The following is a 17,079-nucleotide window of genomic DNA, read 5'->3' on the forward strand; positions in this document are numbered from 1 at the left end:
TCTCAAACCCGATTTCCTACTTGTCTAGGAAAATTCCTATCATTATGGACCGGATATGGATGAATCGCAGCACGCCCGGATCGCGCTGGATCGGCTGATTGCCGAGCGCGGGGAAAATTATGCCGATCTGTCCCGGCTGATCGGTCGCAATCCCGCTTATGTTCAGCAGTTCATCAAGCGCGGGACGCCACGCAAGCTGGACGAGGCGGATCGCCGGGTGCTGGCGCGCTATTTCGGCGTGCCCGAACAGATTCTGGGCGGCGTCGAAACCCCGTCGGCCATCGGGCATGCCATGCCGTCCCGGATGCGTGGTATGCCGGCGGTTGTGGCCGTGCCACGTTTGGCGCTGGGCGCGTCGGCGGGGCAGGGGTCGCTGGACGAGGATGAGCAGGCGGCCGGCGTGATGGCGTTCGATGCCCGCTGGCTGCGCCAGTTGGGCGTACGGCCACAGCGCGTGTCGATCATCCGGGTGGATGGCGAATCCATGGCGCCGACGCTGAATGACGGCGACGACATCATGGTCGATCATGAGGATGATGCCGGCCGGTTGCGCGATGGCGTCTATGTGCTGCGGCTGGATGGGGTGCTGATGGTCAAGCGCATCGCCATGGGGCCGCGCCGCGGCTGGTTCAGCGTGGTCAGCGACAATCCCCATTATCCCGACTGGACCGACATCGACCCTGCGCTGGTGGATATTGTCGGCCGGGTCGTCTGGAGCGGCAGGCGGTTGCACTAGGCGTGGCTTTGTCCGAGTCCCATATGGGACTCGGATGCAGGGTCCGGCGTTGGATGCGCTGGCGCAGGCCGGGGAGTTTGAATTGAACGATAATGGCGCGGTGATCCGCAAGGCGATCGAATGGTGTGGCGCGCGCATGGCGCTGGCGACGGTGGTGTCGACCTGGGGGTCGGCGCCGCGCCCGCGCGGCAGCCATATGATCGTGCATCAGGATGGCCGGTTTGAAGGCAGCATTTCCGGCGGCTGCGTGGAAAGCGCTGTCCTGCAACGCGCGGCCGAGGTGATGGACGGACGGGCGGCGCATGTCGAGCGCTATGGCGTGGCCGATGGCGATGCGTGGGAGGTCGGCCTGCCCTGCGGTGGCGAGATCGCCGTACTGGTCCAGCCGGTGAGCGCAACTGGCTTCGACCCGGCCCTGTTCGCAAGGGTCGCGACGGAGAATGACGCCGGACGATCGCTGACGCTGGCGACCGACCTGGCCAGCGGCGTGACCCGCGCGGAAGCGAGCGCCAGCACAGGGAGGGACGATTTCCTCAACCGCTATGATCCCCCGCGTCGCTTGCTGATCGTGGGCGCAGTGCAGATTGCGCAGAGCCTGGTCCCGCTGGCGCAGGCGATCGGGGTGACGCCTGTGGTGATCGACCCGCGCGGTCGCTTCCTGACGGCCGAGCGCTTTCCGGGTGTCGAACTGGACGACCGCTGGCCGGACGAGGCGGTGGCGGCCCGGTTGCCGGGCGAATCGACGGCAGTCGTGGTGCTGAGCCATGACATCAAGATCGACGATCCCGCGCTGGTCGCGGCGCTGCGGGCGCCGACCGGCTATATCGCCGCGCTGGGATCGCGCCGCAGCCATGCCGCGCGGCTGGAGCGGCTGGCGGCTATGGGTTTCGCGGCACAGGATCTGGCCCGCATCGACGGCCCGGCCGGCATCGATATCGGCGCCATCGGTCCGGCGGAAATTGCGCTGTCGATCAGTGCCGGCATGGTGGCGGGCTTCAACGCGCGCGGATAGCCATCATGGGTGCCCCCTGCCGCCAAGGGTTGGACAGGGGGCACATCCCCTACGCTGTCGGGCACAAAGGATGGCGCGCCCTAGCAAAGCGACCGAAGCGATCAATACCCCCAAAGGCGTATTCTTGAAATTTCCGGTCGTAGATTTCGATTTTATGGTCGCAATATTGCGACCGTTGCATCTTATGTCGATCTGGAAAATTGTTAACAGATTGTTTCTTTTACGGTTTCAGCAGCAGCGTCCGCCATTTTTCCCGCCATAGCGGGCCTCCTGCCGGTCGCGAAAAAATTCCGTGCGATTCATGATCGGACCGTCGGGATGATGCGCGGTCATGTGGCGCAGATAGGCGTCATAGTCGGGCAGGCCGACCATGAGTCGCGCGGTGCGGCGCGCGATGTCGAGCCAGCCGTTCACTCTGCCGGCACCAGTTGCGAAGGGATTTCCTGCGCGGTGGGCGCGGCGATGCGCCGGGCGGCAAGACAGGTCTTCACGGTGAAGAACAGCAGCGAGAGCACCACCGCCAGGAACAGCGCCACCAGCGCGGCATCGACCCGGTCGTTGAAGATGATCCGCTGCATCTCCGCCATCGACTTGGCTGGGGCCAGCACTGTGCCCGCATCCGCCGCCGCACTAAACTTGGCGGCATGGGCCAGGAACCCCACCCTGACATCGGCAGAGAAGAGTTTCAGCCATCCCGCCGACAGGGTACAGATCAGCAACCATGCGGCCGGCACCATCGTCACCCAGGCGAACCGGTCCCGCTTCATCCGGAACAGGACGACGGTACCCAACATCAGGGCGATGGCGGCCAGCATCTGGTTGGAGATGCCGAACACCGGCCAGAGCGTGTTCACCCCACCAAGCGGATCGGTGACGCCCTGATAGAGGAAGAAGCCCCAGGCCGCGACGCAGAAGCCGGTGGCGAGGATGCCGGGCACATGGCTCTTCGTGTCTTTGAAACCGGGCACGGCCAGCGCGATCAGATCCTGCAACATGAAGCGCCCGGCGCGGGTGCCCGCGTCCACGGCGGTCAGGATGAACAGCGCCTCGAACAGGATGGCGAAATGATACCAGAAGGCTTTCATGCCCACGCCACCGACGACATGGCTGAAGATTTCCGCCATCGCGACCGCCAACGTGGGCGCGCCGCCCGCGCGGCTGATGATCGTATGTTCGCCGACATCCTTCGCCGTCTGGGCGATCAGGTCGGGCGAGATCGGGAAGCCCATGGCGGTGACGGCGGCCGATGCGCTCGCCGCATCCGTGCCGATCAGCGCGGCGGGGCTGTTCATCGTGAAATAGATGCCGGGGTCCAGGATCGACGCGCCGACCAGCGCCATGATCGCCACGAACGCCTCCATCAGCATCGCGCCATAGCCGATCATCGGCGCATGCGCCTCGCTGGCGATCAGCTTGGGCGTGGTGCCGCTGGCAATGAGGGCGTGGAAGCCGGAGACGGCGCCGCAGGCGATGGTGATGAACAGGAAGGGGAAGAGGCCGCCCGACCAGACCGGGCCATTGCCGCCGACGAACTGGGTGACGGCGTGCATCTTGAGCGGCGGGGCCATGATGACGATGCCGATGGCCAGCGCGGCGATTGCCCCGATCTTGAGGAAGGTCGACAGATAATCGCGCGGCGCGAGCAGCAGCCAGACCGGCAGGACGGAGGCGACCGCGCCATAGCCGATCAGGATCCAGCAGAGCTGTACCGGGGTGAAAGTGAAGACCGGCCCCCACACCGGCGATTGCGCGATCGCCTGCCCATAGACGATGGCCGCCAGCAGGCCGATCAGGCCCATGATCGACACTTCGCCGATCCGCCCCGGCCTGATCCAGCGGGTGTAAGCCCCCATCGCCATGGCCAGCGGCACGGTGGCGGCGACGGTGAACATGCCCCACGGGCTTTCCGCCAGTGCCTTCACGACGATCAGCGCCAGCACGGCAAGGATGATGACCATGATCATGAAGGCGCCGAACAGCGCGATGGTGCCCGCGACCTGCCCCATTTCCATGCGGATCAGTTCGCCCAGCGACTTGCCGTCGCGACGCATGGAGATGAACAGGACCATGAAGTCCTGCACCGCGCCCGCCAGCACCACGCCGAAGATGATCCACAATGTGCCGGGCAGATAGCCCATCTGCGCCGCCAGCACCGGCCCCACCAGCGGTCCCGCGCCCGCGATCGCCGCGAAATGATGGCCGAACAGCACGGTGCGGTCAGTCGCGACATAATCCAGGCCATCGGCGCGGCGGATCGCCGGGGTCGGTCGTGCAGGATCGATGCGCATCACATGGCGGGCGATGTAGAGGGCATAATAGCGATAGGCGACCAGGAAGCAGCAGACCGCCGCGACCACGATCCACAGCGCATTGACGGCCTCGCCGCGCGACACAGCTACCACGGTCAGCGCGATTGCACCGAGAATGGCAGTCAAAATCCAGGGAATGTGCCGGGTCATGCCGCCTCGTCGATGCCAGATTGTGGGTTCAGGAGTGGACGGGCACCCTAAGCCACTGGCGCCGAAAGACAACCGGCTACCTTCCGACGGCTACCTGCGTCGGAAGGGCCAGTCGATGACGGCGCTGGCCCAGAGCGCCCACCAGATGATGACCGGTTGCAGCGCAAGGCGCGGGCCGTGATACCACCAGTTCAGATGCGCGCCGCCCAAAGGAATGTCGTTCAGCGCATGGTTGATATTGGCGGGCCAGACACACAGCGCATAGAGCGCCAGCCCGATCCCGGCGGCGCGGCGCAATGGCGGGGTCATCAGGCCGATCGCCCCGGCCAGTTCGGCAATGCCCGTCAGTGCGACGACCAGTCCGGGGAGCGGCACCCAATCGGGCGTGATCGCGACGAAACCCGCCGGTCGCGCCAGATGCGCGATGCCGGCCAGTGCGTAGAGGGCGGCCAGCACATATCGGGCGATCGTCCGGCTGCGCTCCACGATCAGTGCATCACGTCGATTTCCAGCTCGCCCTCATCCTGCCCGTCCCAATAATGGGCGCGTTCGGCATGGACGTGGATCATCACCAGACCCGGCGTGTCGACGCCATCCTCGAACCACAGTTCAAGGTCGGGATTCCAGTGATCGACAAACTGGCTGCGATCGCGGACCAGGTCAGCGCGCCCCTCCAGCGCGATGAACAGCGGCCGCTGACCAAACAATCCGCTCTTGCCGTGGAAGGACAGGCTGACCCGCGGGTCGCGTTCGATATCCCGCACCATCAGCGTATCTTCGGTGGTGAAATAATAGCTGTCCCCGCCATGGGCGACATCCTGATTGTTGCTCATCGGTCGGGCGCCGATATGGCCGTCCTCGGTATGCGTCGACAGCATCGCAAAATCTATCTGCTGCATCTTCTCGGACAGGCTGGCGATCGTGTGCTGCATGGGCCTCACTCCTTTCCTGTATCATGTTCCAACGCAGGACGGGGCGATTCGGGTTCCTGACCCGATCGACACAAAAGGGAATAGAACATATAAAGAACAAATTGCGTGATTCGGGAATCATCACATGGGCCGCCGGGCTGCATCCGCCTATCGTCTGTTCTTTGCGGTGAAGCCGCCGCCGGTGGTGACGCGCCAGATCGACCATTATGCCCAGATACTGGCGGGCGGGAGCGCGCGGATATTGCCGTCGCACCAGCATGTAACGCTCGGTATTTCGGCCGACATGCCGACTTATCCACAGGCGCTGATCGAGACGTTGCAGGGCGCGGCGATGCAGATCATGGCCGATCCCTTCGACCTGCTGCTCGATCGGCTGAGCTATGGCGGCCAGTCGGCGGCGCTGCGCCCGTCCCGCAGCAATGCGGCGCTGGCGCGGTTGCAGCGGCAGGTGGCAGAGGCGCTGAAACGGTCGGCCGCGCCGCCGCGGGAGGCGTGGACGTTCAGCCCGCACCAGACGCTCTTCTATCGCGACGGACCACCGGCGCAACGCCGCATCGACGGCTTTGGCTGGCGGGTGGAGGAACTGGTGCTGGTGTGCAGCCATGTCGGCCGCACCCGGCACGAGACGGTCGGCACATGGAGGCTACAGGGCGACGCGCAATATAGGTTGTTTTAGAGCATCGTGCGGAAAAGTGGGAACCGGTTTTTCGCTTAAAACGATGCGACGACAAAAAACTGGAGCGCGCGACCTGCATCGGATTTAACGCAGCGCGCTCCAGGGGGCAGGAGCGAGAAGGGGCCACGACCTATCCCTCATTCCCGACATCCGTTCGCCCTGAGCCTGTCGAAGGGCTGCACTTCTTCTTCAAAACGCGACGTCGCATAGAAAGGACGGGGCTTAGACAGGCCCAGCCCGAACGGATGGTGGCTGTTCGCTTCGGCTCGAACCCACCCGCCCATTCACCGCTTGCGCACGAATTCCGCACGCAGCACCAGCCCCTTGATCCCGTCGTACCGGCAGTCGATCTCCTGCGCGTCGCCGGTCAGGCGGATCGACTTGATGAGCGTGCCGCGCTTCAGCGTCTGGCCCGCGCCCTTGACGGTCAGATCCTTGATCAGCGTCACCTGATCGCCATCGGCCAGCAGGTTGCCGACCGAATCGCGCACCTCGACGGCACTGGCCGCGTCCGGTCGCGCGGCGGCATCGGCCGCGCTGATCCATTCGCCGCTGGCTTCGTCATAGACATAATCGTCGTCGGCCATGGCTTATCCCTGACTGACAGCTTCCAGAACCGCGGCGCGCAGTTCGGGAATGCCCATGCCCTTTTCGCTCGACGTGGCGATGATGTCCGGGTGGGCGGCGGGGCGCTTGCGGATCGCGTCGGCGGTCTGCTGCGTCACGGTGGCGAGTTCGCTCGCCTTGATCTTGTCGCTCTTGGTCAGGACGATGCGATAGCTGACCGCCGCGCCGTCCAGCATGTCGAGCATGTCGGTATCGACATCCTTGATGCCATGGCGGCTGTCGATCAGCACCAGCGCGCGCTTCAACGCCGCGCGCCCGCGCAGATAGTCGTTCACCAGGAACTTCCATTTGCGCACGATATCCTTGGGCGCCTTGGCATAGCCATAGCCCGGCATGTCGACCAGGCGGAAGCGCAGCGGATCGCCCACGTCGAAGAAGTTCAGTTCCTGCGTGCGCCCCGGCGTGTTGGACGTACGGGCGAGGCCATTGCGGTTGGTCAGCGCGTTCAGCAGCGACGACTTGCCGACATTGGATCGCCCGGCAAAGGCGACTTCGTTCACGTCCATGTCGGGCAGGAAATCGAGCGTCGGCGCGGATTTGAGGAAGGCGATCGGGCCGGAAAAGACCTTGCGGGCTTCCTCGACCAGGGCGGTGTAGTCTTCTTCTGTCACATTCATTCTCCGTTCGCCCTGAGTAGCCGCTGAGCAAAGTCGAAGCGGCGTATCGAAGGGCCGAAGGCCGCGCGATGCTTCGATACGGGCCTTCGGCTTCGCTCAGTCCCAACTCAGCACGAACGGGGACTTGATGGGCTTGGTTACTTGGCCGTCGCGGGGGCAGGGACCGGGTGCTTGCGATAAAGCCACCATTGCTGCGCCATCGACAGGCAGTTGTTGGTGATCCAGTAGACCAGCAGGCCCGCCGCGAACGGCGCCATGATGAACATCATCATCCATGGCATGATCGAGAAGATCTGCTGCTGCATCGGGTCCATCTGGGCCGGGTTCAGCTTGAACTGGAAATACATGCTGATGCCCAGCAGCAGCGCCAGCACACCGATCGCCAGGAAGGACGGCGGGGTGAAGGGCAGCAGGCCGAACAGGTTCAATATGTGCATCGGGTCGGGCGCGGACAGATCCTTGATCCACAGCACGAAGGGCTGGTGCCGCATTTCGATCGTGAGCTGCAACACTTTGTAGAGCGCGAAGAAGATCGGGATCTGGATGAAGATGGGCAGGCATCCGGCGAGCGGATTGACCTTCTCCGTCTTGTACAGCGCCATCATCTCCTGCTGGAGGCGGGGCTTGTCGTCCTTATACCTCTCCTGCAACAGCTTCATCTTGGGCTGCACCGCGCGCATCGCCGCCATGCTGGCGAACTGGCGCTGCGCGACCGGGAACATGAGCGCACGGACGCAGAAGGTCAGGCCGATGATCGCGACGCCGAAATTGCCCAGCGTCTCGAACAGCCAGTGCAGCAGCGCGAAGATCGGCTTTTCGAACCAGTAGAACCAGCCCCAGTCGATCGCCCGGTCGAACAGCGGGATGCCGGCATCCTGATAGGCTTCCAGCGTCTTCACTTCCTTCGCGCCCACGAACAGGCGCATGGTCTGGGTCGCGGCCTTGCCAGGGGCGAGCATGGTCGAACCCAGCGCGGCGTCAGCCTGATATTGTGTGCCTGCACCTTTACGGAACTGGCCGGCAAAGTCGGCATCGGTGGTCGGGACCAGTGCGGACAGCCAATATTTGTCGGTGAAACCGATCCAGCCGCCCTTGGACTGGAAGCTCTGGGTCGACGGACCCTTGTCCAGATCCTTGTAATTCACGTCGTAATTGGCAGCGCCGTTGAACACGCCCATCGGGCCGACATGGATGGTCCAGGTGTCGGGATCTTTGGGGATGCCGGTGCGGCTGATATAGCTGTAGGGCTTCACGCCCACCGCGCCTGCGCCGGTGTTCGACACCTTCTGCGCGGCCGAGATCATGTAATTGGCGTCAACCGACAGGCGGATTTCGAAGGTCTGGCCGGCACCGTTGTTCCAGGTCAGCGTGACCGGGCTGGTCGGGGTCAGTTCGCTGCCCTGCGCGGTCCAGACCGTGTCCTTGTTCGGCGTCTTCAACCCCTCGCCCTGCCAGCCGAAGCCGGCGAAATAGGCGTCGGCGGTGCCGCTGGGGCTGTAAAGCCGGACGGCCGGCGAATCCTTGGCGATCGTCTCGCTGTAGGTCGGCAAGACGATATCGTCGATGCGCGCACCCTTCAGGTTGATCGATCCGGTCAGCTTGGGCGTGCGGATCGGCACGCGCGGGCTTTCCTTCAGCACGATCGCGCGATCGCGAATCACGGCCGAGCCATCGGCCGTGTCGGTGCCGGGCGCGGCGACCGGCGTGGTCTTGCCGCCTTCTATCTTCGTCACCGGCGGATTGGCCGCCGGGAAGACATAGTGCGAGACATAGGGCCAGCCGAACAGGATCGCTGCGGTCAGCAGCACCGCCAGAATGATATTCTTCTTATCGTCCACTGTGTTCGGCTCCGCCGTCTTATGTCTATGTCTGTCAGGGAACGGGATCGTAGCCCGAGCCGCCCCATGGGTGGCATCGCATTAGCCGCTTGAACCCCAGCCAGCTACCCTTGATCGCGCCATATTTGCGGATCGCCTGAATAGTATATTCCGAACAGGATGGGGCGTAGCGGCAGGTAGGGGGCAGGATGCGGGAAGGGCCGACCTGCCAGAAGCGCGCGATGAAGATCAGCAGCCGGGCGATCATCACTCCTCCCCGCTGGCGGGGAGGTGGCGGCCCGAAGGGGCGTCGGAGGGGGACTGCCTCTTGGCGCGATTCACCCTGGGCCTCGTCTTGCCCTTCCCGCGCGAAGGATCGCGCGGCGGGTCGATCGGGCGCGCCATGATCTTGCCCAGCGCCTTGCCCAATTCGGCATGCAGCAGGGTGAAATTGCGCTCGATCCCGCCATCCCGGCCGATCAGCACATGGTCGGCGCCGGCAATGCCGTGCAGCGGCAGCAGCGCGCGCGCCAGAACGCGAAAACGGCGCTTCATCCGGTTGCGGATGACAGCGCCGCCTACTTTCTTGGTCACCGTGATGCCATACCGCATCGCCGGATCGCCGTCGCCGCGCTCGCGCACCAGCAGGACAAAGCCCGGCATGGGGGCGCGGCGTCCGCGATTCGCCGCCAGAAAATCCGCGCGCCGGACCATCATGACCGGCGCAGCAGCATTTTCGGGCGTTGAAATCAGGCGCTCAGGCTCTTGCGGCCGCGCGAACGGCGTGCGCGAATCACATTGCGGCCACCGGGGGTCGCCATGCGGGCGCGGAAACCGTGACGGCGCTTCCGAACCAGATTGCTCGGCTGAAAAGTGCGCTTCATCGTTCATTCCTCAAAAACAGATAGAGAATCGGGCGTGACAAAAAAGGGCCGCCAAATCAGCGGCCACCAGTCAGGGGGCGTCCGATAGGCAAAAGGGGGGGGCAAGTCAATGGCGGCTGGCAGGATTCATGGGCCGTTCGTCCTGAGTAGCCACTGCGCCCTTCGACGGCCTGCTTGCGACAGGCGCTCAGGATAAACTTCGCCAGAGGTGAAGCCGACATGGCGCATCGACCGATCACGCTCTGCGCTTGATGCTTCGATACGGGTCTGCGTCAGGCTCAGACCCTAACTCGGCATGAACGGGTTTTGCTACTTCCCCCGCGCGCTCGCCACGCCGTCCTTGAGTGCGTCATAGCCCACCGCGCCGTTCAGCACCTGGCCGCCGATCACGAAGGTTGGGGTGCCGCTGGCCTGCAATTTCTGGGCAAGCGCGATGTTGGACTGTATTTCCGCATCATATTTGGACGACGCGATGGCCGATTCGGCTTCCGACTTGGTCAGGCCCGCCTTGGCGGCGGCGGCCAATATCGTTTCGCGTGTCACCTTGCCCGCGCCGTAGAGCGCCCGGTGATAGGGCATATATTGGCCGCGCTCGGCGGCGAGCAACGACACTTTGGCCGCGTCGCTGCTGGCGTCCGACAGGATCGGCAGTTCGCGATAGACGACCTTCACCTTCGAATCGCTGCCGACCAGCTTCGCCAGATCGGGGAGCGAGGCGCGGCAATAGCCGCAGGCATAGTCGAAGAATTCGACCACGGTGACGTCGGCATTGGCCGCGCCTTCCCACGCCCCGGCATAGGGGGTTTCGAGCGTGCTGCGGCTGGCGTCGATCGTGCTCGACATGCGCCTGGCCTGCAACTTCTCCACCGCCTGCGGGATGATTTCGGGGTGCTCCAATATATAATCATGCACGATCTTCTCGATCGCGGCCTTATCCGTGGCGTTGACGCTGGCGGGCGCCTGCGCGGCCAGTGCGACGCCGGCAATGGCGGTCAGGGCGAGGGCGCCAAGGGTCATCTGTATGGTCCTGTTGGAAAGGGCCGCGCGAAAGCTGGGCCGGGTCTGGTGTGTCATATCTATCTTTTCTTGCGCTGCTGTTCGATCGCGGCGCGGGATGTCATCGCGATATCCTGCGCCCGCAGATAGTCAACCGTGCCGGCCTGCAAACCCTGCATCGCCGCGTCCGCGCTGCGCAGCGCCATCGGGTGCTGGCCCATCATGGCATAGCGTTCCGCCGTCGCCAGCGCGGCGCGGGGCGTGTCGCCGCGCCGCGCATAGACGACGCCCAACTGATACCAGGCGAAGGGATTTTCGCGATCCCGCTGCACGGCGAGGCGCAGCACCTGTTCGGCCTCGGCGAAATTGCTCTCATCCTCGGTCGCGATCAGCGCGTGGGACAGCAGCACGGAAATGAGCGGCTGGTTGGTGATCTTCACCGCCTCGCGCAGCGGCGCGACGGCATCCCTGGGCCGACCACTTTCCAGCAATATCTGCCCCTTCAATTCCAGGAAATAGGGGTCGTGCGGCGCGGCCGCCAGCAGCGCGTCGGCCTCCTCCAGTGCCTTTTGCGGATAGGCGCTCTTATGCCAGGCATAGGCCCGCGCATAATGGGCGGGGAGGGACTGGTCGGTCTCGGGATATTTCTGCAAGGTCTGGGTCGGTTCCGATACGAAGCCGATCAGCTTGGCCTTGATCCGCTCGAACCGCGCCTCCAGCACGGGATCGACCGGACGCTCCCACGCCGGATCGACGGTATAGACCTCGCGCAGCACATTGATGCGCTCGCCCGACAGCGGATGGGTGCGGCCGTAACTATTGTCCTGCGGAATCGCGAGGCGATATTCCTGATTTTGCAGCTTCTTGAAAAATTCCAGACTGCCCTTGCCGCTCAACCCCGCCTTGGACAGGTACCGCGCGCCGGCCAGATCGGCGGAGCTTTCCTGCCCGCGCGAAAAGGCCAGATATTTGGTCATCGCCGCCTGCTGGCCCAGACCCATCAGGCCCATGCCCGCTTCCGCGCCGCCCGCCGCGATCGCCGCCGCGCCCAGCACCAGGCTCAATATGGTGATGCCAGTGGCTTCCTTGATGCCCTCGCCCGACCGGATGACATGTCCGCCCTCGATATGGCCCAGTTCGTGCGCGACGACGCCCTGCAACTGGTTCACATTGTCGGCCTGCGCGATCAGCCCGCTATGCACCCAGACATATTGGCCGCCCGCGACGAAGGCGTTGATCTCCGGGTCGTTGATGACCATCACCTGGACGTTTTTCGGCTCCATGCCGGCCGCCTTGACCAACTGGCCCGACATGTCGGCCATGAAGGATTCGGTTTCGGCGTCGCGCAGGATGGACTGCGCCATGGCGGGCCGGGCCATCAGCGCGAGCGTGGCGATCGTCAGGACGCACAGTTTGGTCCGCCACCGCATCAGGGGCGGGTCCGGGGCAGGGGAGCGCAGACCGTCACGCTCGCCTGATGGCAGGGCAGGGCTGAACCTGTCGTGAAGCGAGCGAGAATGAAAAGCGCCGCTGCGCACCGGTGGGGACCGGAAGGGCAGCGGCGCTCGTTCATCAGCTATGGAGTCCAGATTGCCGAGGGGGGGTTACTGGCCGAAGGTGCGCTGCCACCAGCCGCGGCGCGGCTCGCCATTCTCGCCTTCGCCCTCTTCGCCGGCGCCGGCGGTTTCAGCGACGGGTGCGTCCGGCTCCGGCGCGGCTACCGCTTCGACGGCGGGGGCGACTGCCTCTGCCTCGGCGGCGGCAACGTCCGCCTTCTTGCGGCGGGTGCGCTTGGGCTTGGCCGGTGCCGCCTCGACAGGCGCTTCCTCGGCGACCGGGGCCGCTTCGACTGCGGGCGCTTCGGCCGCGACATCGGCCTTCTTGCGACGGGTACGCTTCGGCTTGGCCGGCGCCTCCTCGGCAACCGCGTCGACGGGCGCTTCAACGGGCGCCTCGACCGGTGCAGCCGGTGCCTCGACTTCAGCCACGACCACCTCGGCAGCAGGCTCCGCCTCTGCCTTCTTGCGGGCACGCGGACGACGACGGGTCTTGGGCGCTTCCTCGACAGGGGCCTCAGGCGCGGCCTCGACCACGGCTTCCACCGCCGGTTCAGCGGCTTCGGCGACCGGTTCCGCCGTTTCGGCTTCACCGGCTTCCGCCTCTGCCTGCACGGCATCCTCGCCACCTTCGCGGCGGCGACGGCCACCACGGCGACCGCGACGACCACGACGGCGACCGGCGCCTTCATCTTCGTCAGCCGCGGCTTCGACAGGTGCCTCGGTCAGCTCTTCAGCCGCCTCGGCATCTTCGGCGTCGTCGGTTTCGCCGTCAGCCAGATCGGCCGCTTCCTCGCCACCTTCAGCGCCATTCTCGTCGCGCTGGCCGCCACGGCGGCGACGGCGACGGCGGCGACGGCGGCCGCCATCGCGATCCTCGTCCCCACGCTCGCCGCGCGGACCGCGTTCCTCCCGTTCGGACTCGGCTTCGGCTTCGGCCTCCTCGACCTCTTCCTCTTCTTCCTCCTCGATGACGTCCAGATCGTCATCCTCTTCCGGCAGCGGCGCATAGCTCACGACGCGCTCAGGGCGCGGGCCGTTGGCCTCCACCGACATGCGGGCGCCCTCGATCTCGCCATCGGGCAGGACTTCGATCCGCACGCCATAGCGCTGTTCGATCTCGTCCAGTTCGGCACGCTTGTTGTTGAGGACGTAGAAAGCCGCTTCCTGGCTGGCGCGCAGGGTGATGAGGCTGCCGCGACCACGGGCCGCTTCCTCTTCCAGCATGCGCAGCGCGCCCAGGCCCGCCGACGATGCGGTGCGGACGAGGCCGGTGCCTTCGCAATGCGGGCACTGGCGGGTCGATGCTTCCAGCACGCCGGTACGCAAGCGCTGGCGGCTCATTTCCATCAGGCCGAAGCCGGAGATGCGGCCGACCTGAATGCGGGCGCGATCGTCCTTCAACGCCTCCTTCATCGCCTTCTCGACCTTGCGGATGTTGGAGTTCACCTCCATGTCGATGAAGTCGATGACGACGAGGCCGGCCATGTCGCGCAGGCGGAGCTGGCGCGCGATTTCACGCGCGGCTTCCAGGTTGGTGGCGACGGCGGTCTGTTCGATGCCATGTTCGCGGGTCGACCGGCCGGAGTTGATGTCGATCGACACCAGCGCCTCGGTCGGGTTGATGACCAGATAGCCACCGGACTTCAACTGCACGACCGGGTTGTACATCGCGGCGAGCTGCTCTTCGACGCTGGCGCGCTGGAACAGCGACACCGGATCGGCATATTGCTTCACCCGCCGGGCATGGCTGGGCATCAGCAGGCGCATGAAGTCCTTGGCGGCCTGGTAGCCATGCTCGCCCTCGACGATCACTTCCTCGATATCCTTGTTGTAGATATCGCGGATCGCCCGCTTGATGAGGTCGCTGTCGTTGTGGATCAGCTCAGGCGCGGCGGCGCTCAGCGTCTTCTCGCGAATCTCGTCCCACAGACGGGCGAGATAGTCGAAGTCGCGCTTGATCTCCGGCTTGGTGCGCTGGAGGCCGGCGGTGCGCACGATGCAGCCCATCGAAGACGGCAGCGCCATTTCGGCGATGATCGTCTTCAACCGCTTGCGGTCGGCCGCATTGCTGATCTTGCGCGAAATGCCACCGCCATGGCTGGTGTTGGGCATCAGCACGCAATAGCGGCCGGCCAGCGACAGATAGGTGGTCAGCGCCGCGCCCTTGTTGCCGCGCTCTTCCTTGACGACCTGGACCAGCAGCACCTGACGGCGCTTGATGACGTCCTGGATCTTGTAGCGGCGGCGCAGCGCCATGCGCTTGCGGCGCAGTTCGTCGGCGGCATCGTCGCCACCCCGGCCACGCCCGCGTCCACCGCCGCGACGACCACCGCGCCCGGCGTCCGCCTCGCTCGATTCGCCGGTTTCGCCGCTTTCGGCCTGCTCGCCTTCTTCCTCATCGTCATGATGATGGCTGGCCTCGACATATTCGACGCCGCCTTCGGGCGCGACATGATCGTGATGATCACGATCCTCGTCTTCATCGTCATAATCGGCGCGCAGCGCGGCTTCTTCTTCCGCATGGGCGCGCTCTTCACGCAGCAGCGCTTCGCGGTCCTCGCGCGGGATCTGGTAATAATCCGGATGGATTTCGCTGAAGGCCAGGAAACCGTGGCGGTTGCCGCCATAATCGACGAACGCCGCCTGGAGCGATGGCTCCACGCGGGTCACTTTGGCCAGATAGATATTGCCCTTGAGCTGCTTGTGCTCAGCGGATTCGAAGTCGAACTCCTCGATCCGGTTACCCTTGACGACCGCGACACGGGTTTCTTCCCGGTGGCGCGCGTCGATCAGCATACGCATTGTCATTTATGAGTCTCCGGCGTCGGCGGGCTGCGGCACAGGGCCGCGCCGCCACGCGATAGTGAAGGGACGGCCGGGCGCGCTCCGTTAAGGGCGCGGGTGTCGGCATCGTCCAGGTTTCAAAGGAAGGATGCGTGTCTGCTGCGTCGGCAGGGCCGGACAAGGCGCCGGGCCGCTCCATCCACGCCGCTACGCCCGTTGCCGGGGTGAGCGTGGAATGGAAATCTTGCCTCATGCAGCGTCAACCTGTTCATATCATCGGCGGGGGTGCGATCCCGCGACCGCCGATGCTTATCTCATTGCCCTGAAAGGCGCTCTCGATAAGGGCGGTCCTGTCAGTTATATGAACGGGTAGCAGTCAAATACCCATGGGGCAACGTCTGCCTGAAATATTGTGACGCGCCTGCCACATTTGGTCGTCTCCGCCTTTTCATGCTGAAGCGCGCGTTAACCGTCTCATTTTACGCGACTCGAACGGCTGATGCTTAATCCGATATTCAGCGTGGGGACGCTCAAGACGGAACATCGTCATGAAAATTGGCTGGACGGCCGACCGTCGTGCGTTGCACAAGCAGCGCATGTTCCAGAGCCTTGCCCTGGCAGGGATGATTATCGCAGCCGCTCCGGGCAGCGCGGGCGGCATCGCCGGAGTCGATGTGCGGGACGATGCTGTCGTCGTGCGCTTCGATGGCCGCGTCGACGGTGCGTCGGCTTTCCTGCTGGATGCGCCGCGCCGGGTCGCATTGGATATCGACGGCGCGCAGATGGGGCGTTTCCAGTTTGCGCCGGGCAAGGGCAATATTGCCGCGGTGCGCCAGGGGCAGTTGAACAGCGGAACCGCGCGGGTGGTGCTGGACCTGTCTTCCCCCGCGACGCTTGGCAACCTGCAAATGGCGCCGGACGGCAAGTCGCTCAGCTTCTCGCTCCAGGGTGTCAGCGACACGCGCTTCCGCAGCGAAGTCGGCAAGGGGCGTACCCGGTTCGACGCGCCGGTCGATATGGCCGCCCGTCCGCAAAGGCGCATCCATTCCATCACCGTGCCGATCCCGGCCGCCGCGCGTGGCGTGGCCCTGCCGGCGGTGGAGGGCGCGCATGACGGCGCCCGGCCGCTGGTGGTGATCGACGCCGGCCATGGTGGCCATGATCCCGGCGCGATCAACAAGGAAAATGGCAAGCGCGAAAAGGACGTCACGCTCGCCATCGCCCAGGCGATTCGCGACCAGTTGGTAAAGTCAGGCCGCGTGCGCGTGGCCCTGACCCGCGACGACGACAAATTCCTCGTGCTTCAGGAACGTTATGGCATCGCGCGCAAGCTGGGCGCGGACCTGTTCATCTCCATCCATGCCGACGCGGCGGAAAATACGGAGGCGCATGGCGCGACCGTCTACACCCTGTCCGAAACCGCGTCCGACCGCGAGGCGGCCCGGCTTGCGGCGCGGGAGAATAAGGCGGACATCATCAATGGCGTGAACCTCGGCGGCCAGTCGGGCGACGTCTCCTCCATCCTGATCGACCTGACGCAGCGCGAATCGATGAACATCTCGGCCAGTTTCGCGCGCCTGCTCCAGCGCGAGGCCGCGCCCTATGTGCCCTTCCGCAGCGCCTATCACCGTTTCGCCTCGCTGATGGTGCTCAAGGCCCCGGACACGCCATCGATCCTGTTTGAAACCGGCTATATCAGCAATGAGGCCGACAGCGCCTTCCTCTCCTCGCGAGAGGGGCAGGGGAAGATCGCCCGCGGCGTTGCCCGCGCGATCGAGGTGCATTTCGCCCGCAAGCTGGCGATGCGGGACGGCACGGCCGGCGGCTGACCTGTCCTATCGGCCCGGCTTCTGCTATCTTGGCAGCGCCTTTCCGATAGGATCAGGTCCGCGCAATAAAATGTCCGAATCTGCGGGAAATGTGCGAAGTTAAGGGCCGGAGCGCCGGACGCCAGGGCAGGGGCGACCGGATGATGCGGCG

Annotated in this window: 17 protein-coding genes; 4 read left to right on the forward strand and 13 right to left on the reverse strand. The window is 64.9% G+C overall.

What is annotated here, in order from left to right:
• The first annotated feature begins 55 nt into the window (after positions 1–55).
• Both ASE85_RS19285 and ASE85_RS19290 read left to right on the forward strand, forming a co-directional pair.
• Positions 56–736, forward strand: coding sequence for a S24 family peptidase (locus ASE85_RS19285; protein ID WP_056692450.1), 681 nt, complete (start codon positions 56–58; stop codon positions 734–736).
• A gap of 82 nt (positions 737–818) precedes the next feature.
• Entirely contained in the window at positions 819–1,748 is a 930-nt protein-coding gene (locus ASE85_RS19290) for an XdhC family protein (protein WP_056692697.1), read from the forward strand.
• A 228-nt stretch (positions 1,749–1,976) separates the two neighbouring features.
• Here ASE85_RS19290 and ASE85_RS19295 read toward each other — a convergent pair whose 3' ends face one another.
• The 4 genes from ASE85_RS19295 to ASE85_RS19310 form a co-directional block, all read right to left on the reverse strand.
• Entirely contained in the window at positions 1,977–2,120 is a 144-nt protein-coding gene (locus tag ASE85_RS19295) for a YbdD/YjiX family protein (RefSeq protein ID WP_443018552.1), read from the reverse strand.
• Between the two features lie 38 nt (positions 2,121–2,158).
• The gene (locus tag ASE85_RS19300) at positions 2,159–4,207 is read right to left on the reverse strand and encodes a carbon starvation CstA family protein (protein ID WP_056692459.1); all 2,049 of its coding nucleotides are present in this window, start codon (positions 4,205–4,207) and stop codon (positions 2,159–2,161) included.
• 90 nt (positions 4,208–4,297) lie between these two features.
• Positions 4,298–4,696, reverse strand: a complete 399-nt coding sequence (locus ASE85_RS19305) for a DoxX family protein (RefSeq protein ID WP_443018553.1) — start codon at positions 4,694–4,696, stop codon at positions 4,298–4,300.
• Positions 4,696–5,139 carry a pyridoxamine 5'-phosphate oxidase family protein gene (locus ASE85_RS19310; protein WP_056692461.1) on the reverse strand — a complete coding sequence of 148 codons (444 nt, stop codon included), beginning with the start codon at positions 5,137–5,139 and terminating at the stop codon, positions 4,696–4,698. Before ASE85_RS19310 ends, ASE85_RS19305 begins: the two co-directional genes overlap by 1 nt.
• Before the next feature lie 124 nt (positions 5,140–5,263).
• Here ASE85_RS19310 and ASE85_RS19315 point away from each other — a divergent pair, with 124 nt between their 5' ends.
• A complete protein-coding gene (locus ASE85_RS19315) occupies positions 5,264–5,815 on the forward strand; it encodes a 2'-5' RNA ligase family protein (RefSeq protein ID WP_056692464.1) in 552 nt (183 codons plus the stop codon).
• A gap of 284 nt (positions 5,816–6,099) precedes the next feature.
• On the opposite strand, the gene ASE85_RS19320 is transcribed toward ASE85_RS19315, so the two are convergent.
• From ASE85_RS19320 to ASE85_RS19355, 9 genes are all read right to left on the reverse strand, one after another.
• Positions 6,100–6,402 carry an alkylphosphonate utilization protein gene (locus ASE85_RS19320; protein WP_056692467.1) on the reverse strand — a complete coding sequence of 101 codons (303 nt, stop codon included), beginning with the start codon at positions 6,400–6,402 and terminating at the stop codon, positions 6,100–6,102.
• Between the two features lie 3 nt (positions 6,403–6,405).
• Positions 6,406–7,053, reverse strand: a complete 648-nt coding sequence (gene yihA, locus ASE85_RS19325) for a ribosome biogenesis GTP-binding protein YihA/YsxC (RefSeq protein WP_056692702.1) — start codon at positions 7,051–7,053, stop codon at positions 6,406–6,408.
• A 143-nt stretch (positions 7,054–7,196) separates the two neighbouring features.
• Entirely contained in the window at positions 7,197–8,897 is a 1,701-nt protein-coding gene (gene yidC / locus ASE85_RS19330) for a membrane protein insertase YidC (RefSeq protein WP_056692471.1), read from the reverse strand.
• Positions 8,898–8,931: 34 nt separating this feature from the next.
• Positions 8,932–9,144 carry a membrane protein insertion efficiency factor YidD gene (yidD, locus tag ASE85_RS19335; RefSeq protein ID WP_056692474.1) on the reverse strand — a complete coding sequence of 71 codons (213 nt, stop codon included), beginning with the start codon at positions 9,142–9,144 and terminating at the stop codon, positions 8,932–8,934.
• A complete protein-coding gene (rnpA, locus tag ASE85_RS19340; protein WP_056692705.1) occupies positions 9,144–9,590 on the reverse strand; it encodes a ribonuclease P protein component in 447 nt (148 codons plus the stop codon). The genes yidD and rnpA overlap by 1 nt, the downstream gene beginning before the upstream one ends.
• A 35-nt stretch (positions 9,591–9,625) precedes the next feature.
• Positions 9,626–9,760 (reverse strand): 50S ribosomal protein L34, encoded by a 135-nt coding sequence (rpmH, locus tag ASE85_RS22665; RefSeq protein ID WP_021317369.1) that lies wholly within the window; start codon positions 9,758–9,760, stop codon positions 9,626–9,628.
• Between the two features lie 309 nt (positions 9,761–10,069).
• Positions 10,070–10,834, reverse strand: coding sequence for a DsbA family protein (locus ASE85_RS19345; protein ID WP_056692477.1), 765 nt, complete (start codon positions 10,832–10,834; stop codon positions 10,070–10,072).
• A gap of 2 nt (positions 10,835–10,836) precedes the next feature.
• Entirely contained in the window at positions 10,837–12,186 is a 1,350-nt protein-coding gene (locus ASE85_RS19350) for a M48 family metalloprotease (RefSeq protein ID WP_200928408.1), read from the reverse strand.
• Between the two features lie 174 nt (positions 12,187–12,360).
• Complete coding sequence (locus tag ASE85_RS19355; RefSeq protein ID WP_235523619.1) at positions 12,361–15,123, reverse strand: Rne/Rng family ribonuclease; 2,763 nt, start codon at positions 15,121–15,123, stop codon at positions 12,361–12,363.
• A gap of 524 nt (positions 15,124–15,647) precedes the next feature.
• Here ASE85_RS19355 and ASE85_RS19360 point away from each other — a divergent pair.
• Positions 15,648–16,928, forward strand: a complete 1,281-nt coding sequence (locus tag ASE85_RS19360; RefSeq protein ID WP_056692484.1) for an N-acetylmuramoyl-L-alanine amidase — start codon at positions 15,648–15,650, stop codon at positions 16,926–16,928.
• The last annotated feature ends 151 nt before the right edge of the window (positions 16,929–17,079 follow it).

It is taken from the genome of Sphingobium sp. Leaf26, from assembly GCF_001421665.1.
Taxonomy (GTDB): domain Bacteria; phylum Pseudomonadota; class Alphaproteobacteria; order Sphingomonadales; family Sphingomonadaceae; genus Sphingobium.

Bases quoted from the DNA above. Each gene is read 5' to 3' on its own strand.
- ASE85_RS19285 (WP_056692450.1), top strand. From the start codon at position 56: ATGGATGAATCGCAGCACGCCCGGATCGCGCTGGATCGGCTGATTGCC.
- ASE85_RS19295 (WP_443018552.1), bottom strand. From the start codon at position 2,120: ATGGTCGGCCTGCCCGACTATGACGCCTATCTGCGCCACATGACCGCG.
- ASE85_RS19300 (WP_056692459.1), bottom strand. From the start codon at position 4,207: ATGACCCGGCACATTCCCTGGATTTTGACTGCCATTCTCGGTGCAATC.
- ASE85_RS19310 (WP_056692461.1), bottom strand. From the start codon at position 5,139: ATGCAGCACACGATCGCCAGCCTGTCCGAGAAGATGCAGCAGATAGAT.
- ASE85_RS19315 (WP_056692464.1), top strand. From the start codon at position 5,264: ATGGGCCGCCGGGCTGCATCCGCCTATCGTCTGTTCTTTGCGGTGAAG.
- ASE85_RS19320 (WP_056692467.1), bottom strand. From the start codon at position 6,402: ATGGCCGACGACGATTATGTCTATGACGAAGCCAGCGGCGAATGGATC.
- yidD (WP_056692474.1), bottom strand. From the start codon at position 9,144: ATGATCGCCCGGCTGCTGATCTTCATCGCGCGCTTCTGGCAGGTCGGC.
- rnpA (WP_056692705.1), bottom strand. From the start codon at position 9,590: ATGGTCCGGCGCGCGGATTTTCTGGCGGCGAATCGCGGACGCCGCGCC.
- rpmH (WP_021317369.1), bottom strand. From the start codon at position 9,760: ATGAAGCGCACTTTTCAGCCGAGCAATCTGGTTCGGAAGCGCCGTCAC.
- ASE85_RS19345 (WP_056692477.1), bottom strand. From the start codon at position 10,834: ATGACACACCAGACCCGGCCCAGCTTTCGCGCGGCCCTTTCCAACAGG.
- ASE85_RS19350 (WP_200928408.1), bottom strand. From the start codon at position 12,186: ATGCGGTGGCGGACCAAACTGTGCGTCCTGACGATCGCCACGCTCGCG.
- ASE85_RS19355 (WP_235523619.1), bottom strand. From the start codon at position 15,123: ATGACAATGCGTATGCTGATCGACGCGCGCCACCGGGAAGAAACCCGT.
- ASE85_RS19360 (WP_056692484.1), top strand. From the start codon at position 15,648: ATGAAAATTGGCTGGACGGCCGACCGTCGTGCGTTGCACAAGCAGCGC.